This is a genomic window from Tepidimonas sp. HKU78 (assembly GCF_049860815.1).
Taxonomy (GTDB): Bacteria; Pseudomonadota; Gammaproteobacteria; order Burkholderiales; family Burkholderiaceae_C; genus Tepidimonas.
This window is the reverse complement of the sequence record NZ_CP187547.1, coordinates 88,521-113,444: the sequence shown is the minus strand read 5'-3', so window position 1 is coordinate 113,444 and position 24,924 is coordinate 88,521. Positions and strand designations below refer to the sequence as shown.

Below are 24,924 nucleotides of genomic sequence, written 5' to 3'. Positions count from 1 at the left end.
GGCCGAGTCTGTTTGCTCGTTCAGACGCGCCGCCGCAGCCAGCGCGGCGTGCGAAAGCGCACCAGCTTGGCGTATAGCCAGACATAGGCCGCCACGAACACCACGGCGCTGGCGATCAGCAGCGCCTCGTGGCGCCAAAACAGCACCGCTGGCACGATCGACAGCGTCGACAAGCCCCACAGATAGGGCGAGGTGGCCGAGTTGCGCAGGGTGATGTCGCGCGCCGCCTCGTGGCCCGCGGCCCAGCGCACCAGGCGGCGATAAACCAACATGTGCAAATGCAAGCCATCGGGCACCCCTGGAGAGATGCCCCGCAAAAACCGCTTGCGGTAGATGGAGAACACCGTCTCGGTTACCGGATACAGGCACACCAGCAGGCCAAACCAGGGTGATACCTGCGGCTGGCGCACTACCAGCAGCACCGCCACCTCCGCCAGCACGAAGCCCACCAGATACGCCCCGCCGTCCCCCAGAAAAATCAGTCCACAGGGGTAATTCCACACCAAGAAGCCCAACAGCGCTCCTGCCATTGCCAAGCATACCTGCACGAGCAGCGTATCGCCCACGGCCCATGCGACATAGCCCAGGGCGGCAAACATCAGCAGCGACGTGGCCGCTGCCAGCCCATTGAAGCCATCGATGATGTTGACCGCGTTCGCGACGCCCGCGACGGCCACCAGCGTCAACCCTATGCTCAGTACCGGCCAAGCCGCCAGCCACGCATCCACTGGCCCCAGTCCCAGCCGCGGCAGCCACGCGCCCAGCAGCCAGCCAGCCAGCCCTGCAGCCACCATGGTGGCACCTAGGTGTCAGGTCCCGGACGATTACGTGGTTTGAAGATGAAAAGATCGGGGCGTTGAGGGTACCACTTTTTCAAGGCCTCCAGAGGTGTTATGTGTCCGATTGCCTTCTGGGGTAAATGATGGTTGTACAGCCAAACATAACGGGTCAAGGTAGTCTCGAGGTCCTCGGCGCTGTTGAAGTGATGGGTGGCAAGGACCTCGGCAATACGGCCGTTGAAGCGTTCGACCATGCCATTGGTCTGAGGGTGTCTGGGCTTGGTGAGGCGATGCTCGATGCCAAGGGCCTGGCAGAGCTGATCGAACTCGTGCTTCCCGGACGGTGCGCGCGCGCCTGAGGCGAAGAGGCGATCCGTGAACTCCTTGCCGTTGTCGGTGAGGATGTGCGTGATTCTGACCGGGCAGGTCTTGTGCAAGGCCTTCAGGAAGCTTCTGGCCGCGGCTGCGGTCTTGTTTGGCTTAATCTGGATGAAGACCCAACGGGTGGCGCGGTCAATGGCGACGAAGAGATAACGCCTCTGATGTTCGTCGGGCATCTGCGGCAGGTACTTGACGTCGATGTGCAGGTAGCCCGGCATGTAGGTCTTGAATGGCTTGGAAGCAGGCGCATCCTTGGCTTCACTGGGCAGTTGGGATAGGCCATGGCGCTTGAGCAGACGATACAGCCCAGAACGTGAGGCCCGGGGGTTGATGAACTCCCGTGTGACCACCAGCAGATCGTCAAGGGGTAGCTGGAGGGTCTTGCGCAGCTCCACCACCAAAAGCTCCTGCGCCGGGGTGAGCGTCGTCTGCAAACGATGCGCGGTATGCGGGCGATCTTCCACAAAGTCCCGACGCTTCCAGCGGCGGATGGTGTCTTCGGATACGCCCAACTCGGCTGCCAAGGCCGCAACCGACAAGGACGAGGACTGGATGTAGGCGCGGGTGGCGGGGGTTGTGGTGGCGTTTTTGTGTAGGCGAATAATCATGGTTGAGCGCTCCGGAGGTTGTCGATCAGCTCTCGCATCACTGCGCGACTAACGAAGAGTGCACGACGCGAAGGATCTATGCAATCGTCCGGAACCCTACACCTGTCGGGTCCCGGATGATTGGTTGCTGCATAATCGACGAGGCCTGCTGATGGGCCGCGAGGTGCTGCGGGCCGTGCTGGCAAGATCATCCGTCCGGGAGGCGTAGCATGCTGATCACCTTGCACAAGAATGCCACCACCACGCCGGCCGTGCGCGCGGCCATCCAGCAGTCCTCGGCCAGCGACTACGAGCTGGCCCGGCAATACGGCGTGAGCCGCCAGACGATCCGGCGCTGGCGCAAGCGCGACAGCGTGTTTGACGCCAGCCACACCCCGCACCGGCTGCAGACCACGCTCAATGCCGCGCAGGAAGAGTTGGTGATCTATCTGCGCACGCAGCTGAGGCTGTCGCTGGACGATCTGCTGGCGGTGGTGCGTGAATTCATCGAACCTGGCATGAGCCGCTCGGCGCTGGACCGGCTGCTGCGCCGACGAGGCCATTCGCGCCTGCCGGCCCCGGAGGTCCCTGCGCGCGCGTCCAAGCCCTTCAAGGCCTATGAGCCGGGCTATGTGCACCTGGACGTGAAGTACCTGCCGCAGATGGCCGATGAGACGGCCCGGCGCTACGTCTTCGTGGCCATCGACCGGGCCACGCGTTGGGTGTTCATCGCCATCAAGAGCCACAAGACGGCCGCAGCGGCCAAATCCTTCCTCAACGCGCTGCACAAGGCCGCGCCGTTCAAGATCCACACCCTGCTCACCGACAACGGCCGTGAGTTCACCGACCGCCAGTTCGGCTCCAAAGCCAAGGACGCCTCGGGGCAGCATGCGTTCGACGCCCTGTGCGAAGCCCTGGGCATCGAGCATCGCTTGACCCGGCCGAAGTCGCCGCAGACCAACGGCATGGTCGAGCGATTCAACGGGCGCCTTGAGCAGGTGCTGCGCTCGCACCACTTCAACAGCGCCCAGGACCTGGCCACCACGCTGCACCGCTACGTGTGGCTGTACAACGAGCACCTGCCCCAGAAGGCTCTGCAGCACCTCACGCCCCTCCAGGCCATGAAACGATGGCGCAGCTCCCATCCGCATCTGTTCTCAAAACAGGTTAGGAATCATCCGGGACCCGACAATTATTCGCCTACACAAAAACGCCACCACAACCCCCGCCACCCGCGCCTACATCCAGTCCTCGTCCTTGTCGGTTGCGGCCTTGGCAGCCGAGTTGGGCGTATCCGAAGACACCATCCGCCGCTGGAAGCGTCGGGACTTTGTGGAAGATCGCCCGCATACCGCGCATCGTTTGCAGACGACGCTCACCCCGGCGCAGGAGCTTTTGGTGGTGGAGCTGCGCAAGACCCTCCAGCTACCCCTTGACGATCTGCTGGTGGTCACACGGGAGTTCATCAACCCCCGGGCCTCACGTTCTGGGCTGTATCGTCTGCTCAAGCGCCATGGCCTATCCCAACTGCCCAGTGAAGCCAAGGATGCGCCTGCTTCCAAGCCATTCAAGACCTACATGCCGGGCTACCTGCACATCGACGTCAAGTACCTGCCGCAGATGCCCGACGAACATCAGAGGCGTTATCTCTTCGTCGCCATTGACCGCGCCACCCGTTGGGTCTTCATCCAGATTAAGCCAAACAAGACCGCAGCCGCGGCCAGAAGCTTCCTGAAGGCCTTGCACAAGACCTGCCCGGTCAGAATCACGCACATCCTCACCGACAACGGCAAGGAGTTCACGGATCGCCTCTTCGCCTCAGGCGCGCGCGCACCGTCCGGGAAGCACGAGTTCGATCAGCTCTGCCAGGCCCTTGGCATCGAGCATCGCCTCACCAAGCCCAGACACCCTCAGACCAATGGCATGGTCGAACGCTTCAACGGCCGTATTGCCGAGGTCCTTGCCACCCATCACTTCAACAGCGCCGAGGACCTCGAGACTACCTTGACCCGTTATGTTTGGCTGTACAACCATCATTTACCCCAGAAGGCAATCGGACACATAACACCTCTGGAGGCCTTGAAAAAGTGGTACCCTCAACGCCCCGATCTTTTCATCTTCAAACCACGTAATCGTCCGGGACCTGACACATAGCGGGCATGTGGTCCTCATCGAAAACGGTGGCGGGCGAGGAGCGGAATGAGGTAGGCAAGGGTCGCGGCCACCAAACCGGCCACCACCGCTTGCGCCTGCCAGCCAGCGAAGGTTATCAAGCTTAATGTGACCGTTAGCTTCGCCACGACACTGCACACTGCGGCCCACCACAGTGTGCGGGCCTGGCCGGGGGATGTAAGCGCCCATTGCACCCACACCGTACCTGCCAAGTAAAACGGCAACTGCAACGCCATGCCCATCAGCAGGTTTGCAGTCTGGGCCGTATCGTCGGCGGTGAACGCCCCGCGCTCGAACAGTATCTCGATGACGAATGGAGCGCTGACGACGATGAGTACTGCACCCAGCAATCCCAGCCCAAATAGCCATGTCGCCCATCGCCGGGCTATGGCGTAGGACTCTTCCGGACGCAGCCCGGCCAACACGGGCAGCAGGGCACGCCCTGTCACGGTAGCAGTCAACGTCAGTACCAACGCCATGACCCGATTAGCGTAGCCAAAAGTAGCCAGCGCCCCGGCAGGCAGGTGCGCCAGGATGATTTGGTCGATGACGGCACCCATGCTCATCAATAGTTGAGCTGCCAGTAACCAAGCCGCGCTGCGACCGAGAGTAGGATCGAGTGGGCGAGCAAAGCCCAGGGCGGGCATAACGGGCAAGCTGCTAGCCCGCACGATGGCGATCAATAGCAACCATTGAAACAGAAAGCCCGCGGCCGTCCCCCATAGCAGAACATTCACCGTTGCGAACGGCATCAGCAAAACGGCGGCCAAGATCCCCAGTGCAGGCATGGCCTCGAGAAAGGTGTTCGCATGCCTTTGGCGGCTCATCAACTGGCAGGCGTGCCAGCTGGCCAGCACCCCCAGCACCGCAACCGGCGCCAGCCAAGGCACAGCGGCAAGTGCAGCTTCCCGCGCCAGCGGGGCGAGCCCCAACCAGCCGCTCCGGATAAGCAGCGGCAACAGCGTTGCCACTAGGCCCGCCACCGCCAGCGCAGCCATCCACACCCAGGTCGTGACCTGGCGCTGCCACGCGTGACCGCCGTCTGGCGCGGCTTGCTGACGCACGAGCGCAGGCACTAGCACAAAGTGCATGACGGAAAACAGTAGGCTGACGGGCCAAGTGGCCAGGTTGAACGCCAATAGGTACCCTTCCAACGTCTCGCCCGTGCCGAAGCGGTAGGCCACCGCGACTTCCTTGATCGCAGCCACGCCTTTTGCGGCCATCACGAACAGCGTCAGCCACACCATGCCCCGCACCACGTTCTTATGGCCTGCATGGGCACGCCGCAAGCGTACCTGCCAACTGTTTGGCAACCAGCCCAAAACGGTTTGCTCGAGGTGATGTAACCCCTTTGGCATGGTCAACCTGCCCTCCACGCTCTCACGCGGCAGCAGGGATTTGACATCCTAGAGCAAGCCGCCGGGCTTGAGGAGGGCACGGGTGCCCGCCGTGCCCCGCTTGCAGCTCGGCAATGCGCTCGGGTTTGATGTCAAAGCCGGTGACAGGGTAGCGTTTGCCAAACTCGACCGCCAAGGGCAGGCCGACGTAGCCGAGGCCGATGACGGCGATGGGTTGTCCGATGAGGTTCATGTCGCGGGTTGCCAGGGGTTGACGATCGGGACGCCAGTGGGTGTGAAGTCGGTGACGTTGCGCGTGACGACCGCCATACCATGCACCAATGCAGTAGCCGCGATCAGGGCGTCACGTTCTCCCCGCGGGTTGGGTACATGCAACCGGGCACAGCGCAGGGCGACATTGGTGTCGAGCAGGTACATCACGCCAAATCGGCCGTACGAAGAGAGCCGGCGATGCGTGGCGGCTGAAAGTCGATGTCAGTCACGTCCGGCATGGCCAGCGCGTCGGCGATGCTGCGGTGCTGGTGGGTGAGGCGCTGGTATTCCTCGAAACTTAGCAGCACATGCGCGGGTTTACCACGGACGGTGATGATGACTGGACCGCGGCTGGCCGCCGTTTTGGCGCGTGTAACGTCTTGGTTGAGTTCTCGGCTGGAGAGGGTTGTAATGGCCATGGGGATCTCCTTTGCCATGCTGATGTGGCTATGTTTCTACGTCGCCGATGGCTTTGGTGTAAAACCCTCCACTTCCCACCCCACCACATTGCGCGTGGCGCTGCTGAACTCCACGCCCAGCAACCAGATGGGGCGGCCGTCGGCGCGGTATTTGTCGGCGTAGCCCCTCTGTCGCAGCTGGGCGATCGCCTCGCCCGTGGGGGCGTCGCCGTCGATGCGCTTGAACTCCATGATGACGATGGCCTGCGGGAGTCTCAGCGTCAAGTCGATGCGGCCTTGGTTCGTGACGTCTTCCGGGGTGAGATCGAGCCCGAGGCTGGCCAAGTGCGAGTAAAAGACACTGGCCCAGTAGCCCTCGTAGTGCAGCACGGGGTTGGCGCGGTACCAGTCGGCGGGGATGCTGGCAAAGAGCGACTCGAAGTGCGCGCGCAGCGCGGGCCAGTCCAGCGTTTGCAGCAGGTCGTACAAGCGGCTGATGTGCGCGCTGGTGGTGCTGGGGTTGGGGGTGAGCGCCAGGAGCAGCGCCTCGTTGAAGGCGCTCTCGACCTCTTGGTTGGGGTAGCCCAGCCGGTAGTCGGCCCGTGCGCCCCGCCGCCGCACGTCCTGTATCGTCAAATAGCCCGTCTGCCACAGCAGCGCTTCGGTGCCGATGTGCTCGACGTCGAAGGCGTTGAGCAGCTGGTCGCTGGCATAGAGTGCATCGAGCTGCGGGGTAAACGTCTGGCGGCTGCGCAGCAGATCGACCAGGAACGTGGGCGTGCCGGTTTCGAACCAGTAAGCGCGAAAGGTGCGCTCTTGCAGCAGCAGCAGCACATCGAACGGGTTGTAGACCGACTCGCCCAACCAGCGGTAGCCGTTGTACCAGCGGCGGATCTCGTCACGGTCGAGCCCTTCCAACTCCGGGGCAAAAACGGCGTCGAGGTCGGCTTCGGTGTAGCCGCAGATGGCCGAATACTCCGCCGAGACGGTGATGTCGCGCAGGTTGTTCAGGCCCGAGAAGATCGAGACCTTGCTGAACTTGGAAACCCCGGTCAGGAACGCGAACTGGATGTGCGCGTCCTGATCCTTGATGACGGAGTACAGGTTGCGCAAGCCCTCGCGCATGGCGCGCGCCACCTCGGGGTCGGTCAGGTTGTCCAGGATGGGTTTGTCGTACTCATCGACAAGCACCACGGCGCGCTGGCCGTGGCGTTGGACCGCCTGCTGGATCAGATGGCGAAAGCGCAGGTGGCTGTCTCCGGCCGCGGGTACGTCTAACCCCAAGCGTTGGGCGTTGGCGTCGAGCTCGTCGGCGATGTGGGCTTCCAGCCCAGCACGGTTGTCTAGCCGTCCCCCACCGAAGCTGATCCGAATGACGGGGTGCTTCTTGGACCAATCCCACTGGTCGTGGCAGGTCAGGCCACGAAAGAGCGGCTCGTTGCCGGCGAAGAGTTCCGCGAGTGTGTCCAGAAAGAGCGACTTGCCAAAGCGCCGCGGGCGGGAGAGGAAGTAGTGCGAGCCCGATTCGATCAGCCGAAGCGCATAGGCGGTTTTGTCGACGTAGTAGTAGCCCCCTTCGCGGATCTTGGCGAAGGTCTGGATGCCGATGGGCAGTGGGCGACGGGTCATGGGTGCGTACTTCGCTTCAGACGCGGATGATCGTGTCGCTGTAGCGTAACACCTGGGCATCGTGTGTCAGTAACCGCATCGGCTCGACGAGAGCTTGCGCGACCAGCAAGCGATCGAAGGGGTCTTGATGGTGTGGCGGCAGGGTTTCCACGGCGGCTGCGTGCTCGGCCTCGATGGGTAGTATGCGGTAGCCAGCTTCGAGAAAATAGCTCAACGCGTCCGCGCCAGAAATTGGCATATCGCCGCGACCCAGGGAGTGCTTGATGGCAATCTCCCAAACGGAGGCAGCGCTAACCCATACGGTGGCGCGTGGCGACAAGATGAGCTCCCGCGCTTTCTCAGACAGTCTGGGGCTGTCGATGAGGGCCCACAGTGCCACGTGCGTATCCAGTAGCAGGTTCATGCGGCGGCTGCGTCACCGGTCATCAGACGTGAAATTTCGTCGTTATGGGTATCGATGGAGTCAGGCACCTGGAAACAACCCTTAGCCACGCCGATGCGTCGGCTCGGCGACGTGCCATCGATGGGGACCAGCTTGGCGGCAGGGCGCCCGTTGCGGGCGATGATGATTTCGCGCTCGCGCCCGGTCTCGATGGCCTCGACCAGTCGAGACAGTGACGACTTTGCTTGGAGCATGTTGATCGCAGGCATGGGGCTGAGTGTCTTGGTCTGGCTTGGCCAATGCTAGCATCGGTGCCGACCGTTGTCATCCTGAGTAAAAGGTACGGTACCACTGCACGAATGCACGCACGCCTTCGCGAACGGGGGTTTGGGGGCGGTAGCCGGTCAGGCGCTGCAGTAGGCTGGCGTCGGCCCAAGTAGCGGGCACGTCGCCCAGCTGCATGGGCAGGTAGTGGCGGATGGCGGGGCGGCCGATTTCGGCCTCGATCGCATCGACGAAGTCGAGCAGCCGCACGGGCTGGCTGTTGCCGATGTTGACGACGCGCCATGGCGCCGCGGGGCTGAGCGTGTCGCCCTCGGTGGGCTGCCAGCCGTGCGCGGGCGTGCGGGCGTCGGGCGCGGGTGGGATGGCGTCGATGAGCAAGCGGATGGCGCGCACCAAGTCGTCGACGTAGGTGAAGTCGCGCTGCATGTCGCCGTGGTTGTAAATCTCGATCGGGGTGCCGTCCAAGATGCCCTTGGTGAATTTGAACAGCGCCATGTCGGGCCGGCCCCAGGGCCCGTAGACGGTGAAGAAGCGAAACACCGTGGTGGGCACACCGTGGATGTGGCTGTAGGCGTGGCTCATCGCCTCATTGGCCTTTTTGGTGGCGGCGTAGAGCGTGAGCGGGGTGTCGGCCTTGTCGCCTTCGGCAAACGGCATGTGGGTGTTGGCGCCGTAGACGCTGCTGGTGGAGGCCAGCAGCAAATGGCGCGGGCGGGCCTGCACGGCGGCCTGCAGCAGGTGGAAGGTGCCGACCAGGTTGGCGTCGATGTAGGCGGCGGGGTTTTCCAGGCTGTAGCGCACGCCAGCCTGCGCGGCCAAGTGCACGATGACGTCGGGCTGCGCGGCTTGCACGGCAGCCTGCAGCGCGGGCAGGTCTTCCAGCATGGCCTCGGTGGCGACGAAGGCCGGAAATTCGCGCAGCATGGCGTGGCGGCGTTGTTTCAACCGCACGTCGTAGTAGGGGGTCATGCCGTCGTAGCCGTGGACGGTATGGCCCTCGGCCAACAACAGCCGCGCCAGGTGAAAACCGATAAAGCCGGCGGTGCCGGTGATGAAAACTTTCATGCGTCGGCCCCGAACAAATCGCGCGTGTAAACCTTGTGCGCCACGTCGGCCAGATCCGGGTGGAGGCGGTTGGCCAGGATGACGTCGGCTTGCGCTTTGAAGGCCGACAGGTCGCGCACGAGTGGCGAGTGAAAGAAGTGCTCGCCCTCGAGCATGGGCTCGTAGACGATCATGGGCACGCCTTTGGCCTTGATGCGCTTCATGACGCCCTGGATGGCCGAGGCGCGGAAATTGTCCGAGCCTTGCTTCATGACCAGGCGGTACACGCCCACCGTAGGGGCGCGTCCGTGGCGTGCGGGCTCGCCATCGGCGCAGAGCACCTGCAGGCGGCGCAGTACGTCGTCGGCGATGAAGTCTTTGCGCGTGGCGTTGGCCTGTACGATGGCGGCGATCAGGTTCTGCGGCACGTCGCGGTAGTTGGCCAGCAGCTGCTTGGTGTCTTTGGGCAGGCAGTAGCCGCCGTAGCCAAAGCTCGGGTTGTTGTAGCCGCGGCCCACGCGCGGGTCCAGGCACACGCCGTCGATGATCTGGCGCGTGTCCAGCCCGTGAGCGGCGGCGTAGCTGTCGAGCTCGTTGAAAAACGCCACCCGCATGGCCAGGTAGGTATTGGCAAAGAGCTTGATCGCCTCGGCCTCGGTGGGATCGGTGAGCAGCACCGGTACGTCGGCCTTGTGCGCGCCTTGGTGCAGCAGGTCGGCCACGAGCTGGCCGCGCGCACCGCGGTCGCCCACCACGATGCGGCTGGGGCGCAGGTTGTCGGCCAGCGCCTGGCCCTCGCGCAAAAATTCCGGCGAAAAGACGATGCGGTCGGTGCCGTGCTGTTGCCGCAGCCGCTGCGTAAAGCCCACCGGCACAGTGGATTTGATGACCAGGGTGCTGCTGGGGTGCGCGGCCAGCGCTTGGGCCACCACCGCTTCGACACTGCGGGTGTCGAAAGCGTTGGTGGCAGGGTCGTAGTCGGTGGGGGTGGCAATGAAGACCACGTCGGCGTCGGCCAGCGCTGCGGCCGCGTCGGTGCTCGCATGCAGGCGCAAATCGGGCCGCTGCAAAAACTCGTCGGCCAACGCGTCGGCCACGGGGCTTTGGCGTGCCTGCAGTTGGGCCACGCGCTGCGGGTTGATGTCCACCACGGTGACGGTGTGGTGCTGCGCCAGCAGCAGCGCGTTGGCCATGCCGACATAGCCCGCGCCGACGACGGCGATGTGGTGGGAGGGTAGGGACGGGTTCATACGGCGAGGGTATGCGGGGCAGAGGCGCTGCGCTGGCCGGCCGTGAAGGCCCAGGTGCTGGCGCACATGTCGTGCAAGCCGCGCTCGGCGCGCCAGCCCAGCACGCGCTGGGCTTTGGTGGGGTCGGCCCAGCACTCGGCCACGTCGCCTGGGCGGCGCGGAGCGATGCGGTAGGGCACCGACTGGCCCGTGGCTTGCTCGAAGGTGCGCACCATCTCCAGCACGCTGGTGCCGTGCCCGGTGCCGAGGTTGAACACGTCGCACGGGGTGGTGGTGCGCTGCAGGTGTTCGAGCGCGGCGCGGTGGCCCTCGGCCAGGTCCATGACGTGCAGGTAGTCGCGGATGCCGGTGCCGTCGGGCGTGGGGTAGTCGTTGCCCCACACGTTGAGGTGGGGCAGTTGGCCTGCTGCCACGCGCGCGATGTAGGGCATGAGGTTGTTGGGGATGCCGTTGGGGTCCTCACCGAGCAGGCCCGACGCGTGCGCCCCCACTGGGTTGAAGTAGCGCAGGATGGCGATGCGCCACGTGGCGTCGCTGGCGGCCAGATCGTGCAGCATTTGCTCGATGTGCAGCTTGGTGCGGCCGTAGGGATTCGTGGCGCTGGTGGGGTGGGATTCGTCCAGCGGGAGGTACTGCGGCTGCCCGTAAACGGTGGCGCTGCTGGAAAAGACCAACGATCGCACGCCCTCGGCCGCCATCGCCTGCAGCAGGCTGACGGTGCCGGCGACGTTGTTGTGGTAGTAGGCCAGGGGCTGCGCCACCGATTCGCCCACCGCCTTGAGCCCAGCGAAATGCACCACGGCGTCGATGCGGTAGTGGCGCAGCGCCATGCGTACGCGGATGGTGTCGAGCACGTCACCCACCTCGGTCACCGGGCGCGTGCTGGTGGTGCGGGCGATGCGGTCGGCGACCTCGAGCTTGCTGTTGGAGAGGTTGTCGAGCAGCACGACGTGATGGCCGGCCTGCTGCAACACGGCGGCGGTGTGACTGCCAATGTAGCCCAGGCCGCCGGTGAGGAGAAGATTCATGTCTCGTCTTGGTCGTTCGACGGAAGGGGCTGGCGTCTTTCGCCCAGGCTACCGCAGATCGCGGTGCATTTCCTGTGCACGGCGACCCCCCCTTTTTTGGGCAGGATTGTAACCGCGCCTAACCCTTGCGCAGCGCACCCACCGGCACGGCCACCCGGACTTCGCGCTGCAGGTAGTCCAGCGCGCGCCTCTTGCCGGGGCTTGGTGTGGACCAGGTACCAATGCGTGGCCGAGGGGGTGGCCGGGGCGGAAGAAGACATGGCGACATTATCGCGACCCTGCCGCCTACAATCCTCGCCCATGTTCGTTCACCTGCGCCTGCACACCGAGTTTTCCATTGTCGATGGCACCACCCGGGTGGACGATGCGGTGGCGCGGGCGGCCGCCGATGGGCAGCCCGCGTTGGCGATCACGGACCTGAGCAACCTGTTTGGCGCGATCAAGTTCTACAAGGCGGCGCGCTCAGCGGGCGTCAAGCCGATTCTGGGCGCGGAGGTCTGGCTGGATGGGCTGGGGGTGGACGCGCGCGTGGCGGGCGGCGCGGGGCCGCAGCCGGTGGTGCCGCGCGTGCTGCTGCTGGTGCAAAACGCGCGCGGCTACCTGAACCTGTGCGAGCTGCTGTCGCGCGCGTGGACGCGCGGCGTGGTGCGCGAGCAGGCGCATGTGCAGTGGGCCTGGTTGCAGGAGCGGCACGAGGGGCTGATCGTGCTCGATGGTGCGGCTGCGGGCCCGGTGGGGCAGGCGCTGCTGGCGGGTGACGAGGCGCGGGCGGCCGACGTCGCGCTGCGGCTGGCGCAGGTGTTTGCGCACCGGTTTTATCTGGAGGTGCAGCGCGCCGGCCGCGCCGACGACGAGCGCCATGTGCAGGCGGCGGTGCCGCTGGCCGCGCGTCTGGGGCTGCCCGTGGTGGCCACGCACCCGATCCAGTTTCTGGCGCCAGACGATTACGAGGCGCACGAGGCGCGCGTGTGCATTGCCGAGGGCGAGATCTTGGCCAACCCGCGCCGGGTGCGGCGCTTCACGCGCGAGCAGTATTTTTTGTCGGCGGCCGAGATGGCACAGCGCTTTGCCGATCTGCCCGCGGCGCTGGCCAATACGGTGGAAATCGCGCGCCGCTGCAACCTGACGCTGACGCTGGGCAAGCCGCGCCTGCCGGACTTTCCGATTCCGGCGGTGGATGGGCGGCAAATGGACACGGAAGCCTACTTTCGCCACGTGTCACTGCACGGGCTGGAGCAGCGCCTGGCGCAGTTATACCCCGACGAAGCCGAGCGTGCTGCGCAGCGCCCGCGCTATGTGCAGCGGCTCGAATTCGAGCTCGACACCATCGTAAAAATGGGGTTTCCGGGCTATTTCTTGATCGTGTCCGACTTCATTCAGTGGGCCAAGACCCATGGCTGCCCCGTGGGGCCGGGGCGGGGGTCGGGGGCGGGGTCGCTGGTGGCGTATGCGCTGCAGATCACGGACCTGGATCCGCTGCGCTACAACCTGCTGTTCGAGCGCTTCCTGAATCCCGAGCGGGTGTCGATGCCGGACTTCGACATCGACTTCTGCCAAGAAAACCGCGATCGCGTCATCGAATACGTCAAAACCCGCTACGGGCGCGAGGCGGTGAGCCAGATCGCCACCTTTGGCACCATGGCGGCGCGCGCGGCGATCCGTGACGTGGGGCGGGTGCTGGATTTTGCCTACGGGTTTTGTGACGGCATTTCGAAGCTGGTGCCCAACAAACCGGGCATGAGTGTCACGCTGCAATACCCGCCCAACCCCAAGCCGGAGGGCGACAAAAACCACTACGCGCTGGAAATGGAGCCGCTGCTGGCCGAGCGCGTGCAAAAAGAAGAGGAGGTGCGCCAGTTGATCGAACTGGCGCAAAAGCTGGAGGGCCTTACGCGCAACGTGGGCATGCACGCCGGGGGCGTGTTGATTGCCCCGGGCAAATTGACCGATTTTTGTCCGCTATACCAACAGCCCGGCAGCGACGCGGCGGTCAGCCAATTCGACAAGGACGACGTGGAGGCCGTCGGTCTGGTCAAGTTCGACTTTCTGGGTCTGGCGACGCTGACCATTTTGGAGTTGGCCAAGGCATTCATCGTGGCGCGACACCCTAGCCAGCGGGATTTTGCGTTCGAGCGCATTCCGCTCGATGATGCTGAGACATACCGGCTATTCCAGGAAGGGCGCACGGAGGCGGTGTTCCAGTTCGAATCCCGCGGCATGCAGGCGATGCTGCGCGAGGCCAAGCCGACGCGGCTGGAGGACTTGATCGCGCTCAACGCACTGTACCGTCCCGGGCCAATGGACCTGATTCCGAGCTTCGTGGCGCGCAAGCACGGGCGCGAGCCGGTGGAATATCCGCACCCGTTGGTGGAGCCGGTGCTGGCCGAGACCTACGGCATCATGGTCTACCAAGAGCAGGTGATGCAGGTGGCGCAGGTGTTGGGAGGCTACACACTGGGCGGTGCCGACCTTCTGCGCCGGGCCATGGGCAAAAAGAAACCCGAGGAAATGGCCAAACACCGCGAAATCTTTCGCGAGGGCGCGGCCAAAAAAGGCATCGATCAGACCAAGGCGGACGAAATCTTCGATTTGATGGAGAAGTTCGCCGGCTACGGGTTCAACAAATCGCACGCGGCGGCGTATTCCCTGTTGGCGTACCACACGGCGTGGCTCAAGGTGCATTACACCGCGGAGTTTTTTTGCGCCAACATGACGATCGAAATCGACGACACCGACAAATTGAAGGTGCTCGTCGACGATGCGCGCACGTTCGGGATCCGGTTCGCGCCGCCCGACATCAACGAGGGCACATACCGCTTCGAGCCCATCGACGACCACACCATCCGCTACGGCTTGGGCGCGGTCAAGGGCACGGGGCAGCAGGCGATCGAGGCCATCGTGGCGGCGCGCCAGGGCCACGGCGTCGGGCCGCGCGGCGCGGTCGAAGGCCCGTTTGCCAGCTTGTTCGACTTTTGCAGCCGGGTCGATCGCAGCCGTGTCAACAAACGCACGGTGGAGGCGCTCATCAAGGCGGGGGCGTTCGACCGACTGCACCTGGACCGCGCGGCACTGCTGGCGTCGCTGGACCGGGCGTTCGAGTGGGCGTCGGCGCAGGAGGCCAATGCCCAGCAAGGAGGGCTGTTCGATGCGCTGGGCGACAGCGGCCATGGTTCAGCGGCGCAGGAGCCGCCGCTGGTCGAGACCATGCCCTGGGGCGTGAAAGAGCGGCTCACGCACGAGAAGGCGGCGCTTGGGTTTTACTTTTCCGGCCATTTGTTCGACGAAGTGGAGGCCGAGGTGCGCCGGTTTGCCAAGACCCCACTGGCGCAGGTGGCCGACAGCCGCGAGCCGTGGCTGGTGGCGGGCATCGTCAGCGAGCTGCGCGTCATCAACGGCCAACGGGGCAAGGTGGCCATCTTCAAGCTCGACGACAAGTCCGCCGTGCTGGAAGCCAGCGCCGATGAAGCGCTGATCCAGGCGCACCGCGCGCTGCTGCGCGACGACGAGCTGGTGGTGGCACAAGTGCTGGCGCAGCCGGACCGGTTTTCGGGTGGGTTGCGCTTGAAGGTGCAGCAGCTGTGGGATTTGCCGACGGCGCGCTGCCGCTTCGGGCGCTATTTGCGCGCCGTGGTGTGCGACCGCGTGCCGGACATCGCGGCGTTGGTGCGGGATTTTCCGCCGCAGCGCGAGATGACCGAGCATGGCGAGCTACTGCGCGCGCTGCCGGTGCGGCTGCAGGTGTGGCGCCCGAGCGCGCGCTGCGAGTTGCAACTCGATGACCGGGCCAGCTTTTATCCCACCGATGCGGCGCTGGCGCGCTGGATGGCGCAGGCGCACGAGCAGCGCGCGGAAGTGGTGTACGAGTGAACGCGTCAGCCCCAGTGCGCTCACTCGTTGGGCCGAAAGCCCAGGATCAGCGTGGATGGCACGCGGCCGTTTTCGTCCCGCGGCAGGCGCGCGGTGCGCTCGATGGCGCGCAGCACGGCGTCGTCCCAGGCGCGATGGCCGCTGGATTTGAGCAGGCGCGCGCTCAGGATGGTGCCATCGGGCAAGGTGCGCACTTCGACCTCGGCGCGAGGGTTGCCCGGCACCGTATCGGTAAAGACAATGTGGGGACGGATGTGCGCGACCAGTTTGCCCGCGTAGCTGGCCGATGGGCCGGCATCGCGCTCGGCGCTGCCGCGGGCGCTGGGGCCGCCGCTGGCGCCCGCCTGGCCCAGGATGCGCTCTAGGTTGCGCTGGCGCTCGGCTTCGAGCAGCGCCTGCTCGGCCTTTTCGCGCTCCGCCCGTTGTGCCCGCTCGCGTGCCGCCCTCTCACGCTCGGCCTTCTCGCGCTCGGCGCGGACTTTCTCTGCTTGCTCCCGCTCGCGTCGTTCGCGTGCGGCGCGTTCCTCGGCCAGACGGCGTTCCTCCGCTTGACGGCGGGCCTCGTCGGCGCGGCGCTGCTGCTCACGTTGGCGTTGCAGTGCGATGTCGGCGTCGCGCGGGGCGTCGGCGGTGGCGGGCGGGGTGGGGGTGGGGGTGGGGGGCGCCGGCACGGGCGGGGCGGGGGGCGGCTCTTGGGCGCGCGGCGCGGCGACTTGCGGCAGGGCCGACCAGAGCTCGGCGCTGGCGACGACGGTCGGTGCCTCGCGCTGCCACGCCAGCCCCCAGGCCAGGGCCAGCGCCAGCACGCCGTGTGCCAGCACCGCGAGCGTCCACGGCAGCCAACCACCGCGCGCAGGCGGGGGGCTCAGGTCCAGCTCGTCGGCGATGGCGTGCATGGGGAACTTAGCGGCGCGTGGTTTCGGGTTGTACGGCCAGGCCGATGCGGGCCACGCCCGCACGCTGCAGCGCGTCCATCACCTGCACCACCTGTTCGTAGGCGACGCGCTTGTCGGCGCTGATGATGACGGGCACCGGGGTCGAGGCGGACTCCTGCAGCGCCCGCACGCGCGCGGGCAACTCGCGCAGCGTGAGCACGTCGCCCTCGCCGCTGGTGCGGGCGCTGTCGCGCAGCTGCAGTCGGCCGTCCTGTTCGACGATGATCTGCACATAGCGCTCCGGCTGGCGGGCCGCTTGGCCGACGCGGGGCAGCTCGACCTGGCCCGGCACGATGAGCGGCGCCGTGACCATGAAGATGATCAACAGCACCAGCATCACGTCGATGAAGGGCACCATATTGATCTCGGTGATCGCGCGGCGGCCGCTTCGACGAGGGGCGATGGCGGGCATGGCGAGCGCCTCCGTGGCTCAGTGTCCTGCGGCACCCGCGTGGCGGTGCAGGATGTTGGAAAACTCTTCGATGAAGGTCTCCAGCCGGTTGGCCAGGCGGTCGATGTCGTGCGCAAAGCGGTTGTAGGCCACCACGGCCGGAATGGCGGCGAACAGCCCGATGGCGGTGGCCACCAGCGCTTCGGCGATGGCCGGCGCCACGGTGGCCAGCGTCACTTGCGTCAGCGCAGCCAAGCCAGTGAAGGCGTGCATGATGCCCCAGACGGTGCCGAACAAGCCCACGTAGGGCGACACCGAGCCGACCGAGCCCAGGAACGACAGGTTGACCTCCAGCGCGTCGAGCTCGCGCTGGTAGGCCGCACGCATGGCGCGCCGGGCGCCGTCGAGCAGCGCGTCGGGCTGGGTGATGCGCCGCTCGCGCAGCTTGAGAAATTCGCGCATACCGCTGGCGAAGATGCGCTCCATGGGGCTGCCTTCCGGCGCGCGGCGCAGCGACGACTCGTACAGCGTCTGCAGGTTGCCGCCGGACCAGAAGTCGCGCTCGAACTCGTCTGTCAGGCGCCGCACGCGCTTGAGCGCAAAGACCTTGCGCAAGATGGCCGCCCAGCTGGTGATGGAGACCCCCACGAGCAACAACACCACCGCCTGCACCACCCAGGAGGCGTTGAGCATTAGCTCGACGACGGAAAACTCATGTGTCATGCGGATCGTGTTCCTTGGCTGTCGGTGGGCAGGGTGCCGGCCAGCGCAGCGGCCACTTCGGCAGGCAGCCGGGCGGGGCGCAACGCATCGGCTTGCACCCAACCGATGCGCACCGTGCCCTCGCACAGCGGCCCGCTGCCGTCGCCGGTCCGCCACGCCTGCTGTTGCAGTGTCACGGTGGCGCGCCCGAGTTCCCGTACACGTGTGTGGATCGTCAGTTCGTCGTCCAGCCGCGCCGGGCGCAGATAGCGTACCTCGATCGCACCGACGACGAACATGCCACCGGTGCGCTCGCGCAGCGCTTGCTGCCCCAGCCCCAGGCTGCGCAACCACTCGGTGCGCGCACGCTCGAAAAACTTCAGGTAGTTGGCATAGTAGACGATGCCACCCGCGTCGGTGTCTTCCCAGTAGATGCGCACGGGCCAGGTGTGCCCCGGCGCGGCGCTGGCGGCCGACGGTTCAGCTGCGGCGGGCGGGATCACGCGCCACCTCCTCGGGTCGTAGCTGGGGGGCCAGGCGGTTGAGCACGCCGTTGACGAATTTGTGTCCGTCGGTGCCGCCAAAGGTCTTGGCCAGTTCGATGCATTCGTTGAGAACGACGCGCCAGGGCACGTCGGGACAGTGCTGCAGCTCGTAGGCGCCGATCCACAGCACGGCATGCTCGATGGGCGACAGCTCCGCCAGCGGGCGGTCGAGCAGCGGGCTCAGGTGCGCGTCCAATTCGCTGGCCTGCGCAATGCAGCCGTGCAGCAGCGCGTCGTAGTGCGCGCTATCCGCTTTGTGAAAGCCGCTGAGGTCGCGCGTAAAGACATCGATGTCGGCTGCCTCGTTGCGGCCGACCAGGTGCTGGTAGAGCCCTTGCAGGGCGAATTCGCGCGCACGGGTGCGGGCAGATTTTTCGGATGCTTTGGTCATGGGCGCTATTGTCCCAGACCACGGGGGTCAGTCGAGCGGGTAGCGCCGCAGCAGCGCGGCCATCTCCACCGCCACGCGTGCCGCGTCACGGGGTTTTTCGTCCTGCCGAGCGACGGCCTGCGACAGATTTTCGGTGGTGAGGATGGCGTTGGCGATCGGGATGTGGTGATCCAGCCCCACGCGCGTGATGCCCGCTGCCGACTCGTTGCACACCAGCTCGAAGTGGTAGGTCTCGCCGCGAATCACGCAGCCGAGCGCGATCAGGGCGTCGAAGCGGCCGCTTTGCGCCATCGCCTGCAGGGCGAGCGGCACCTCGAGCGCGCCGGGCACTTGCTCCAGCACGACGTCGGCATCAGCCACGCCCAGCGCGCGCAGCTCGTCGCGGCAGGCGTTGGCCAGGGCGTCGGTGATGCCCTGGTTGAAGCGCGCCTGCACGATGCCGATGCGCAGGCCACGGCCATCCAGCGCCGCAGCTTGCCCTTTGTGCGCTCCCATCATGTCGAGTTTCCTTCCGGGGGTTGGGGGTGAACAAAGCCGACCACTTCAAGCCCGTAACCGGTCATGCTGGGCATACGCCGGGGGGGGCCGAGCAGCGCCATGCGGTGGATGCCGCAGTCGCGCAATATCTGCGCGCCGATGCCGTACGTGCGCAAATCCATGCGGCCGCGCTCGGGCGCTTGTGACGATCGGGCGGTGCCGTCGAACTGCGCCAGCAGCTGCTCGGCGCTCTCGCCCGCATTGAGCAACACCGCCACGCCACGACCCGCCTGTTGCAGGTGGCGCAGGCTGGCCTCCAGGCTCCAAGAGTGCATGCGGCGGCCGACTTCCAACGCGTCCAGCAGCGACAGGGGCTCGTGCACGCGCACCGGCACCGCGTCGTCGGGCCCCCACTGACCCACCACCAGCGCCAGGTGCACACCGCCGCCCGTCTGGTCGCGGTACGCGTGTGCGGTGAAGGGGCCATAGGCCGTCTGCAGCGGCCGGCTGCCGACCCGGCGCACCAGGCTTTCGGTGCGGCTGCGGTATTCGATCAGATCGGCGATGGTGCCGATCTTGAGCCCATGCCGCGCCGCAAAGCGCTGCAGATCGGGCAGCCGCGCCATGGTGCCGTCGTCGTTCATGATCTCGCAGATCACCGCGGCTGGCGTGCAGCCCGCCATGGCGGCGAGGTCGCAGCCGGCTTCGGTGTGGCCAGCGCGCATCAGCACGCCGCCATCGACCGCCTGCAGCGGGAACACGTGCCCGGGTTGCACCAGATCGTCGGGGCGTGCGTTGGGGGCGACGGCGACGCGAATGGTGTGCGCCCGGTCCGCGGCCGAGATGCCGGTGGTCACGCCTTCGGCCGCTTCGATGGAGACGGTAAACGCCGTGCCCATCTTGGTGCCGTTGCGCGGCACCATGGGCGGCAGCTGCAGCTGCTCGCAGCGCTGGCGCGTCAGCGTCAGGCAGATCAGCCCGCGGCCGTACTTGGCCATGAAATTGATCGCTTCGGGCGTGACATGATCGGCGGCGAGCACCAAGTCGCCTTCGTTTTCGCGGTCTTCCTCATCGACCAGGATGACCATGCGCCCGGCGCGCAACTCGGCGACGATGTCGTCGACCGGTGAAATGGGGGCCACGGCCTCGGCCGGGCCAGCAGAGGGGGCGCAAGCAGGGGTGTGCATAGGGTAGATCGCGCCGTCGCCGTCACGCCGACGCCGGCGTGGCGCCGAGCGAGAGCATGCGTTCGACGTAACGCGCCATCATATCGATCTCGAGATTGACCCGCGATCCAGCCGCCAATGTACCCAGCGTGGTGTGCTGCACGGTGTGCGGGATGAGGTTGATGGTGACTTCGCACCCGTCGGGGCGGTCGGTGACCTGGTTGATGGTTAGGCTGACGCCGTTGACCGTGATCGAGCCCTTATAGGCCAAGTACTTGGCCAGCACGGGCGGTGCGAGCACGCCCAGTGTCCACGACTCGCCCACCGGCTCCAGCCGCGTGACGGTACCCACCCCGTCCACGTGGCCGCTGACGATGTGGCCACCCAGCCGGTCGGTGGCGCGCAGCGCTTTTTCCAGGTTGACGGGCCCGGGTTGGTCCAGCCCCGTGGTGCGGGCCAGCGACTCGGCCGAGACGTCCACGGTGAAGGCACCCCCCGCCCGATCGAGCGTGGTGACAGTCATGCACGCGCCGTTGATCGCGATGCTGTCGCCCAGTCCGACGTCGTCGAGGTAGTCCGGGGTGGCCGCCACCTGCAGCCGCAGGCCATGATCCGGGCCGCAGCCCAACGGGTGCAATGCCTCGATGCGCCCGACGTGCGTGATGATGCCGGTAAACATGGCCCCGATTGTCGCAGCTTCCGCACGTACGACAGCGCCTCGTTGGCGTACACGCACCTGCAACGGGGCGACGGCGTTACCATCGGCGCGGCAGCGATCGGCGTGCCCGGTGGCACGCGGCCAGTTTCTATGCTGCCAACATCGCGTCGACCCCACACCATGCGCCAGCGACCCACCGCGCGTTTGACGGTACCGGATTTTCGCAATCTGGGGGTGTTGCTGCGGCTGCTGCTGCTGGCCGAGGGGTTGCGGCTGCTGTGGTGGGCGATCGAGGCCCCGATGCGTGGGCACGCGTGGACGGGCTGGTGGAGGGAGGGCGCGCTGTACGAACCCGTGCTGCTGACGGTCACGGGTGTACTGGCATGGTTGGCGCCGTGGCTGCGCCGTCTGCCGCCCCTGCGGGCTCTTTGGATGACCGCGTTGCTGGCGGTGGTGGTGGCGTTGCTGTGGCGTTTCGGGCTGCAGCGCCTGGGCCTGACGGTGCCGCCACTGGCCACGGTGGTAGTGGCGACGCTGGCCGTGTGGCTGGCCGTGGTGGGCTATTTCGACTGGCGGCACCAGCGCCTGTCGCCCGCGCTGGCTGAGGCCCGGTTGCTGGCGCTGCAGTCGCGCATGCGGCCACACTTTCTGTTCAACAGCCTCAATGGCGTGTTGACGCTGATCCGCCGCGATCCCGGGCGCGCCGAAGCGATGCTGGAGGACCTGGCCGACCTCTACCGTGCCCTTCTCACCGAGCCCCGGGCTCTCGTGCCCTTGCGTGAGGAGCTGGCATTGGCGCGTGCCTACCTGGCGGTGGAGCAGGTGCGCCTGGGTGATCGGCTGCGGCTGGCGTGGCAGGTCGACACCGCCCCCGACGATGCCTTGTTGCCGCCGCTGACACTGCAGCCGCTGGTCGAGAATGCCGTGCGCCACGGTATTGAACCCCGCGAGGAGGGGGGCTGCGTCACTGTCGAGGCGTTTCGCGACGACGACCATTTGGTGCTGTTCGTGCGCAACCCGCTCCCGCCGCCGCAGGCACCACCAGGCGCGCGGGGGAATGGGCTGGCGCTGGCCAATCTGCGCGAGCGGCTGGACTTGCTGTACGACGCCGAAGCGCGGCTGCGCGTGTACGAGTCCGAGGGTGAGTTCGTGGCCCAGGTGCGACTGCCGATCCGCGCCCGCGACCCTGTCAGCCGCGCACCTCGTCGATCAGTGTCCTGAAGGCGTCCACGTCCTCGAAGCTGCGGTAGACGCTGGCAAAGCGCACGTACGCCACTTGGTCGAGCTGGCGCAGCTCCTCCATCACCCATTCGCCAATGCGCTGCGCGGGCACCTCGCGCGTGGGCTCGGCCAGCAGTTTTTCTTCGATGCGGGCGACGGCGGCATCGAGCCGTTCGGTGCTCACCGGTCGCTTGCGCAGCGCCAGCGCCATGCTGGCGCGCAGTTTGGCGGGGTCGTAGTCGACGCGCCGCCCGTCTTTCTTGACCACTTGCGGAAAGGTGACCTCGGCGCGTTCGTAGGTGGTAAAGCGCCGCTCGCAGCCGGCGCAGCGGCGGCGGCGGCGCACGAATACCCCATCGTCGGACTCGCGCGTCTCCACCACCTGGGTGTCGGCGTGTCCGCAGAAGGGGCACTTCATGGCGCGTCAGCCGTAGACGGGGAAGCGCGCCGTCAGCTCGGCGACCTGCGCGCGCACGCGCTCGACGGTGGCCGGATTGTGCGGATCGTCGAGCACGTCGGCGATCAGGTTGGCGGTCAGCCGCGCCTCGGCCTCTCGGAAGCCGCGCGTCGTCATGGCGGGTGTGCCCAGACGGATGCCGCTCGTGACCATGGGCTTTTGCGGGTCGTTGGGGATGGCGTTTTTGTTGACCGTGATGTGCGCTTGTCCCAGCACGGCCTCGGCCTCTTTGCCGGTGATGCCCTTGGCGCGCAAATCGACCAGCATCACGTGGCTTTCGGTGCGGCCGCTGACGATGCGCAGGCCGCGCGCCTGCAGTGCCTCGGCCATGGCTTGGGCGTTGCGCACCACCTGCTGTTGATAATCGCGGAACGCGGGGCTCAGCGCTTCTTTGAAGGCCACCGCCTTGGCAGCGATCACGTGCATCAGCGGCCCCCCTTGCAGGCCGGGGAAGACGGCGCTGTTGATGGCCTTTTCGTGCTCGGCCTTCATCAGGATGATGCCGCCGCGCGGGCCACGCAGGCTCTTGTGCGTGGTGGAGGTGACCACGTCGGCGTGCGGCACGGGATTGGGGTAGACGCCGGCCGCGATCAGGCCGGCGTAGTGCGCCATGTCCACCATGAAGATGGCGCCGATTTCTTTGGCCACACGGGCGAAGCGTTCGAAGTCGATGCGCAGGCTGTAGGCGCTGGCCCCGGCGATGATGAGCTTGGGCCGGGTTTCGTGCGCCTTTCGCTCCATCGCGTCGTAGTCGATTTCCTCACGCTCGTTGAGGCCGTAACTCACGACGTTGAACCACTTGCCGCTCATGTTGAGCGCCATGCCGTGCGTGAGGTGGCCGCCCTCGGCCAGGCTCATGCCCATGATGGTGTCGCCGGGCTTGAGGAAGGCGAGGAACACCGCCTCGTTGGCGCTGGCGCCGCAATGGGGCTGCACGTTGGCGGCCTCGGCGCCGAAGAGTTGCTTGACGCGGTCGATGGCGAGCTGCTCGGCCACGTCCACGTGCTCACAACCACCGTAGTAACGCCGGCCGGGATAGCCTTCGGCATATTTGTTGGTGAGCTGGGTGCCCTGCGCTGCCATGACGGCGGGCGAGGCGTAGTTTTCGCTGGCAATCAGCTCGATGTGCTGCTCTTGGCGGGCGTTTTCGGCCTGGATGGCAGCCCAGAGCTCGGGGTCGGTCTGTTCGATGAGGATATTGCGGTCAAACATGGGCAGTCCTGTCGGCGGCGTTGCACCCGGGTGCGGCGGTTTGTCACACGGGTTGCCCAGGCGAACGGCAGACCGCCGCGCTGGCCACGTCGTGAAGACGCGTTCGTGCGGCTGCGCGCTTCCCCGTGGTGAGCCCCACGTCGGTTGGCGGCGTGGCGGCCTTCCCGGAAAGGCCGCTGCCGGACCTATCGCCAGTCGCGCGCGCGGCAAATTCTATCAGGACGGTCGCGTCCCCCTCGCCGGTGGCGCGTCGTCTGGGGTGGGCTCACCTCCGATTCGCAACGGCAGGGCGCCATTGGTCTCTTCCTGTGCCGCAGCGTCCACCACCAGACCCGGGGGCAGCGGCATCGAGGCGGTGAAGCCCACCTGTTGGCCGGCGGCGACGCGTTTGAGCCGCTCCTGCTCCGCCATCACCTTGACGATATAGTCGCGCGCATCGACGCTGACCGCGCCCACGTACAGCCGCAGGCCGCCAGGTACGGAGCCTGCCGTTCGGATGGCATCGTGCAGGATTTGCGCACCCACCCGCAGGTTGCTGAGCGGGTCGAAGGCGGCCAGCGTGCCGCCCAAGTCATCGAACTTGTCGGCGTGTACGCGGGTGTGGACCTGCATCAGCCCATGGGCGCCGAAAGGACTGGCGGCAAAGGGATTGAAACGCGACTCGATGGCCATGACGGCCAGGATCAGCGCCGGATCGAGCCGCAACTGACGGCCCACCTGGTGCGCCTCGGCTACCAGCGCAGCCAGCGGTTCGCTGGCGACACGGTATTTGCGCGCCAACCACTGCGCCACACGCTGCTGCTCGGGGGGCAGTGCCTGGGGGTCCATCGCCGCGGGGCGGTCGGCTGCCGCCGAGGCGGGTATTTCGGCGCCGAGGGTCAGCGCGGCGTGCCGTTCCAGCAGCCAGTCGGCCATACCGCGTTCGAGTTGGGCGCGCAGCTGGGGCTGCGCCAGCAGCAGCGCTACGATGGCCAGGACGCCCACGCCCAGCGCCGCCAAGCCGTGACTCGCCGCGCGCCAGAGCCGCATCCATCGGTGCCCCACGCGATGTGGGGGGGTCGGGCGGTTGGCCCCGGCCCGCGGGCCGGCGGCGAAAGCGCCCGGGGTGTCGATGCACGTCGTCATGCACACACTCCTTGTTCGTTGTCCGCGGCGGTCCGCGCCAGCCGCTCCCGGTTGGGTGGCGGGCGGACACGCCGTCCATGGCGCCGATGCGTGGCATCGGCGGTCGATTGGCCCCACTCGCCATGGCGGTCGGGGCAGCGGTGCGGGGTCGATGGCCGCACCCAACCTAGGGTTGACCCTAGTCGTTGGGCGCGATGGTAGGGCCCTCGACATACCAAGTCAATACTTAGAG

At 66.4% G+C, this 24,924-nt stretch carries 24 protein-coding genes and 3 pseudogenes; 4 read left to right on the top strand and 23 right to left on the bottom strand.

Annotated elements, in window-relative coordinates:
• Positions 1–20 precede the first annotated feature (20 nt).
• On the bottom strand, positions 21–794 hold the full coding sequence (locus tag ACPYIS_RS00585; RefSeq protein ID WP_424894387.1) for an MraY family glycosyltransferase: 774 nt from the start codon (positions 792–794) through the stop codon (positions 21–23).
• Between the two features lie 8 nt (positions 795–802).
• Positions 803–1,768 carry an IS481 family transposase gene (locus tag ACPYIS_RS00580; protein ID WP_424894388.1) on the bottom strand — a complete coding sequence of 322 codons (966 nt, stop codon included), beginning with the start codon at positions 1,766–1,768 and terminating at the stop codon, positions 803–805.
• Between the two features lie 209 nt (positions 1,769–1,977).
• Here ACPYIS_RS00580 and ACPYIS_RS00575 point away from each other — a divergent pair.
• Both ACPYIS_RS00575 and ACPYIS_RS00570 read left to right on the top strand, forming a co-directional pair.
• Positions 1,978–2,937 (top strand): annotated as a pseudogene (locus tag ACPYIS_RS00575) (IS481 family transposase); the annotation flags it as partial.
• Positions 2,924–3,901 carry an IS481 family transposase gene (locus tag ACPYIS_RS00570; protein ID WP_425974136.1) on the top strand — a complete coding sequence of 326 codons (978 nt, stop codon included), beginning with the start codon at positions 2,924–2,926 and terminating at the stop codon, positions 3,899–3,901. The pseudogene ACPYIS_RS00575 and the gene ACPYIS_RS00570, both read left to right, overlap by 14 nt.
• A 14-nt stretch (positions 3,902–3,915) precedes the next feature.
• Here the strand turns inward: ACPYIS_RS00570 and ACPYIS_RS00565 are convergent, their stop codons facing one another.
• From ACPYIS_RS00565 to galE, 10 genes and pseudogenes are all read right to left on the bottom strand, one after another.
• Complete coding sequence (locus ACPYIS_RS00565; RefSeq protein ID WP_424895241.1) at positions 3,916–5,277, bottom strand: lipid II flippase MurJ; 1,362 nt, start codon at positions 5,275–5,277, stop codon at positions 3,916–3,918.
• Between the two features lie 94 nt (positions 5,278–5,371).
• Positions 5,372–5,509: pseudogene (locus tag ACPYIS_RS00560) on the bottom strand (Vi polysaccharide biosynthesis UDP-N-acetylglucosamine C-6 dehydrogenase TviB); the annotation flags it as partial.
• Positions 5,506–5,685, bottom strand: a pseudogene (locus ACPYIS_RS00555) (PIN domain-containing protein); the annotation flags it as partial. The pseudogenes ACPYIS_RS00555 and ACPYIS_RS00560, both read right to left, overlap by 4 nt.
• An 8-nt stretch (positions 5,686–5,693) precedes the next feature.
• The gene (locus ACPYIS_RS00550; protein ID WP_424858773.1) at positions 5,694–5,948 is read right to left on the bottom strand and encodes a type II toxin-antitoxin system Phd/YefM family antitoxin; all 255 of its coding nucleotides are present in this window, start codon (positions 5,946–5,948) and stop codon (positions 5,694–5,696) included.
• A gap of 36 nt (positions 5,949–5,984) precedes the next feature.
• Positions 5,985–7,556: an ATP-binding protein gene (locus ACPYIS_RS00545; protein WP_424858774.1), complete on the bottom strand. Its 1,572-nt coding sequence runs from the start codon at positions 7,554–7,556 to the stop codon at positions 5,985–5,987.
• A gap of 16 nt (positions 7,557–7,572) precedes the next feature.
• Positions 7,573–7,959 (bottom strand): type II toxin-antitoxin system VapC family toxin, encoded by a 387-nt coding sequence (locus ACPYIS_RS00540; protein WP_424858775.1) that lies wholly within the window; start codon positions 7,957–7,959, stop codon positions 7,573–7,575.
• Positions 7,956–8,207 carry a type II toxin-antitoxin system Phd/YefM family antitoxin gene (locus ACPYIS_RS00535; RefSeq protein ID WP_299022949.1) on the bottom strand — a complete coding sequence of 84 codons (252 nt, stop codon included), beginning with the start codon at positions 8,205–8,207 and terminating at the stop codon, positions 7,956–7,958. The genes ACPYIS_RS00540 and ACPYIS_RS00535 overlap by 4 nt, the downstream gene beginning before the upstream one ends.
• A 55-nt stretch (positions 8,208–8,262) precedes the next feature.
• A complete protein-coding gene (locus ACPYIS_RS00530; protein ID WP_299022945.1) occupies positions 8,263–9,288 on the bottom strand; it encodes an NAD-dependent epimerase/dehydratase family protein in 1,026 nt (341 codons plus the stop codon).
• Positions 9,285–10,517, bottom strand: coding sequence for a nucleotide sugar dehydrogenase (locus ACPYIS_RS00525; protein WP_424894390.1), 1,233 nt, complete (start codon positions 10,515–10,517; stop codon positions 9,285–9,287). Before ACPYIS_RS00525 ends, ACPYIS_RS00530 begins: the two co-directional genes overlap by 4 nt.
• A complete protein-coding gene (gene galE, locus ACPYIS_RS00520; RefSeq protein ID WP_424894391.1) occupies positions 10,514–11,545 on the bottom strand; it encodes a UDP-glucose 4-epimerase GalE in 1,032 nt (343 codons plus the stop codon). The genes ACPYIS_RS00525 and galE overlap by 4 nt, the downstream gene beginning before the upstream one ends.
• 300 nt (positions 11,546–11,845) lie before the next feature.
• Here galE and dnaE point away from each other — a divergent pair, with 300 nt between their 5' ends.
• A complete protein-coding gene (dnaE, locus tag ACPYIS_RS00515) occupies positions 11,846–15,412 on the top strand; it encodes a DNA polymerase III subunit alpha (RefSeq protein ID WP_424858778.1) in 3,567 nt (1,188 codons plus the stop codon).
• 20 nt (positions 15,413–15,432) lie between these two features.
• Here dnaE and tolA read toward each other — a convergent pair whose 3' ends face one another.
• The 8 genes from tolA to ACPYIS_RS00475 are packed head-to-tail and all read right to left on the bottom strand — an operon-like array spanning position 15,433 to position 20,698.
• Entirely contained in the window at positions 15,433–16,308 is an 876-nt protein-coding gene (gene tolA, locus ACPYIS_RS00510; protein ID WP_424858779.1) for a cell envelope integrity protein TolA, read from the bottom strand.
• Between the two features lie 7 nt (positions 16,309–16,315).
• Positions 16,316–16,759 (bottom strand): ExbD/TolR family protein, encoded by a 444-nt coding sequence (locus ACPYIS_RS00505; protein WP_424894392.1) that lies wholly within the window; start codon positions 16,757–16,759, stop codon positions 16,316–16,318.
• Positions 16,760–16,777: 18 nt separating this feature from the next.
• Positions 16,778–17,461 (bottom strand): protein TolQ, encoded by a 684-nt coding sequence (gene tolQ / locus ACPYIS_RS00500; protein ID WP_299022692.1) that lies wholly within the window; start codon positions 17,459–17,461, stop codon positions 16,778–16,780.
• Complete coding sequence (gene ybgC, locus ACPYIS_RS00495; RefSeq protein WP_424858781.1) at positions 17,458–17,943, bottom strand: tol-pal system-associated acyl-CoA thioesterase; 486 nt, start codon at positions 17,941–17,943, stop codon at positions 17,458–17,460. Before ybgC ends, tolQ begins: the two co-directional genes overlap by 4 nt.
• Positions 17,921–18,376 carry a transcription antitermination factor NusB gene (gene nusB / locus ACPYIS_RS00490; protein WP_409934399.1) on the bottom strand — a complete coding sequence of 152 codons (456 nt, stop codon included), beginning with the start codon at positions 18,374–18,376 and terminating at the stop codon, positions 17,921–17,923. The genes ybgC and nusB overlap by 23 nt, the downstream gene beginning before the upstream one ends.
• Positions 18,377–18,403: 27 nt before the next feature.
• A complete protein-coding gene (ribH, locus tag ACPYIS_RS00485; RefSeq protein WP_424894393.1) occupies positions 18,404–18,874 on the bottom strand; it encodes a 6,7-dimethyl-8-ribityllumazine synthase in 471 nt (156 codons plus the stop codon).
• A complete protein-coding gene (gene ribBA, locus ACPYIS_RS00480) occupies positions 18,871–20,040 on the bottom strand; it encodes a bifunctional 3,4-dihydroxy-2-butanone-4-phosphate synthase/GTP cyclohydrolase II (protein WP_424858782.1) in 1,170 nt (389 codons plus the stop codon). Before ribBA ends, ribH begins: the two co-directional genes overlap by 4 nt.
• Before the next feature lie 22 nt (positions 20,041–20,062).
• On the bottom strand, positions 20,063–20,698 hold the full coding sequence (locus tag ACPYIS_RS00475) for a riboflavin synthase (RefSeq protein ID WP_299022684.1): 636 nt from the start codon (positions 20,696–20,698) through the stop codon (positions 20,063–20,065).
• A gap of 159 nt (positions 20,699–20,857) precedes the next feature.
• Between ACPYIS_RS00475 and ACPYIS_RS00470 the strand changes: the two genes are divergently transcribed.
• Positions 20,858–21,898, top strand: a complete 1,041-nt coding sequence (locus tag ACPYIS_RS00470; protein WP_299022681.1) for a sensor histidine kinase — start codon at positions 20,858–20,860, stop codon at positions 21,896–21,898.
• Here the strand turns inward: ACPYIS_RS00470 and nrdR are convergent.
• From nrdR to ACPYIS_RS00455, 3 genes are all read right to left on the bottom strand, one after another.
• Positions 21,867–22,316: a transcriptional regulator NrdR gene (nrdR, locus tag ACPYIS_RS00465; RefSeq protein ID WP_299022677.1), complete on the bottom strand. Its 450-nt coding sequence runs from the start codon at positions 22,314–22,316 to the stop codon at positions 21,867–21,869. The two genes, ACPYIS_RS00470 and nrdR, sit on opposite strands and share 32 nt — an antisense overlap.
• Before the next feature lie 6 nt (positions 22,317–22,322).
• Entirely contained in the window at positions 22,323–23,567 is a 1,245-nt protein-coding gene (gene glyA, locus ACPYIS_RS00460; RefSeq protein WP_299022674.1) for a serine hydroxymethyltransferase, read from the bottom strand.
• A 216-nt stretch (positions 23,568–23,783) separates the two neighbouring features.
• On the bottom strand, positions 23,784–24,692 hold the full coding sequence (locus tag ACPYIS_RS00455; protein WP_425973749.1) for a transglycosylase SLT domain-containing protein: 909 nt from the start codon (positions 24,690–24,692) through the stop codon (positions 23,784–23,786).
• Between the last annotated feature and the right edge of the window lie 232 nt (positions 24,693–24,924).

Bases quoted from the DNA above. Each gene is read 5' to 3' on its own strand.
- ACPYIS_RS00455 (WP_425973749.1), bottom strand. From the start codon at position 24,692: ATGACGACGTGCATCGACACCCCGGGCGCTTTCGCCGCCGGCCCGCGG.
- ACPYIS_RS00585 (WP_424894387.1), bottom strand. From the start codon at position 794: ATGGTGGCTGCAGGGCTGGCTGGCTGGCTGCTGGGCGCGTGGCTGCCG.
- ACPYIS_RS00525 (WP_424894390.1), bottom strand. From the start codon at position 10,517: ATGAACCCGTCCCTACCCTCCCACCACATCGCCGTCGTCGGCGCGGGC.
- ribBA (WP_424858782.1), bottom strand. From the start codon at position 20,040: ATGCACACCCCTGCTTGCGCCCCCTCTGCTGGCCCGGCCGAGGCCGTG.
- ACPYIS_RS00475 (WP_299022684.1), bottom strand. From the start codon at position 20,698: ATGTTTACCGGCATCATCACGCACGTCGGGCGCATCGAGGCATTGCAC.
- ACPYIS_RS00530 (WP_299022945.1), bottom strand. From the start codon at position 9,288: ATGAAAGTTTTCATCACCGGCACCGCCGGCTTTATCGGTTTTCACCTG.
- ACPYIS_RS00505 (WP_424894392.1), bottom strand. From the start codon at position 16,759: ATGCCCGCCATCGCCCCTCGTCGAAGCGGCCGCCGCGCGATCACCGAG.
- nrdR (WP_299022677.1), bottom strand. From the start codon at position 22,316: ATGAAGTGCCCCTTCTGCGGACACGCCGACACCCAGGTGGTGGAGACG.
- ACPYIS_RS00535 (WP_299022949.1), bottom strand. From the start codon at position 8,207: ATGCCTGCGATCAACATGCTCCAAGCAAAGTCGTCACTGTCTCGACTG.
- dnaE (WP_424858778.1), top strand. From the start codon at position 11,846: ATGTTCGTTCACCTGCGCCTGCACACCGAGTTTTCCATTGTCGATGGC.
- ACPYIS_RS00565 (WP_424895241.1), bottom strand. From the start codon at position 5,277: ATGCCAAAGGGGTTACATCACCTCGAGCAAACCGTTTTGGGCTGGTTG.
- ribH (WP_424894393.1), bottom strand. From the start codon at position 18,874: ATGATGGGAGCGCACAAAGGGCAAGCTGCGGCGCTGGATGGCCGTGGC.
- ACPYIS_RS00545 (WP_424858774.1), bottom strand. From the start codon at position 7,556: ATGACCCGTCGCCCACTGCCCATCGGCATCCAGACCTTCGCCAAGATC.
- nusB (WP_409934399.1), bottom strand. From the start codon at position 18,376: ATGACCAAAGCATCCGAAAAATCTGCCCGCACCCGTGCGCGCGAATTC.
- ACPYIS_RS00550 (WP_424858773.1), bottom strand. From the start codon at position 5,948: ATGGCCATTACAACCCTCTCCAGCCGAGAACTCAACCAAGACGTTACA.
- galE (WP_424894391.1), bottom strand. From the start codon at position 11,545: ATGAATCTTCTCCTCACCGGCGGCCTGGGCTACATTGGCAGTCACACC.
- ACPYIS_RS00580 (WP_424894388.1), bottom strand. From the start codon at position 1,768: ATGATTATTCGCCTACACAAAAACGCCACCACAACCCCCGCCACCCGC.
- ACPYIS_RS00470 (WP_299022681.1), top strand. From the start codon at position 20,858: ATGCGCCAGCGACCCACCGCGCGTTTGACGGTACCGGATTTTCGCAAT.
- tolQ (WP_299022692.1), bottom strand. From the start codon at position 17,461: ATGACACATGAGTTTTCCGTCGTCGAGCTAATGCTCAACGCCTCCTGG.
- ACPYIS_RS00540 (WP_424858775.1), bottom strand. From the start codon at position 7,959: ATGAACCTGCTACTGGATACGCACGTGGCACTGTGGGCCCTCATCGAC.
- tolA (WP_424858779.1), bottom strand. From the start codon at position 16,308: ATGCACGCCATCGCCGACGAGCTGGACCTGAGCCCCCCGCCTGCGCGC.
- glyA (WP_299022674.1), bottom strand. From the start codon at position 23,567: ATGTTTGACCGCAATATCCTCATCGAACAGACCGACCCCGAGCTCTGG.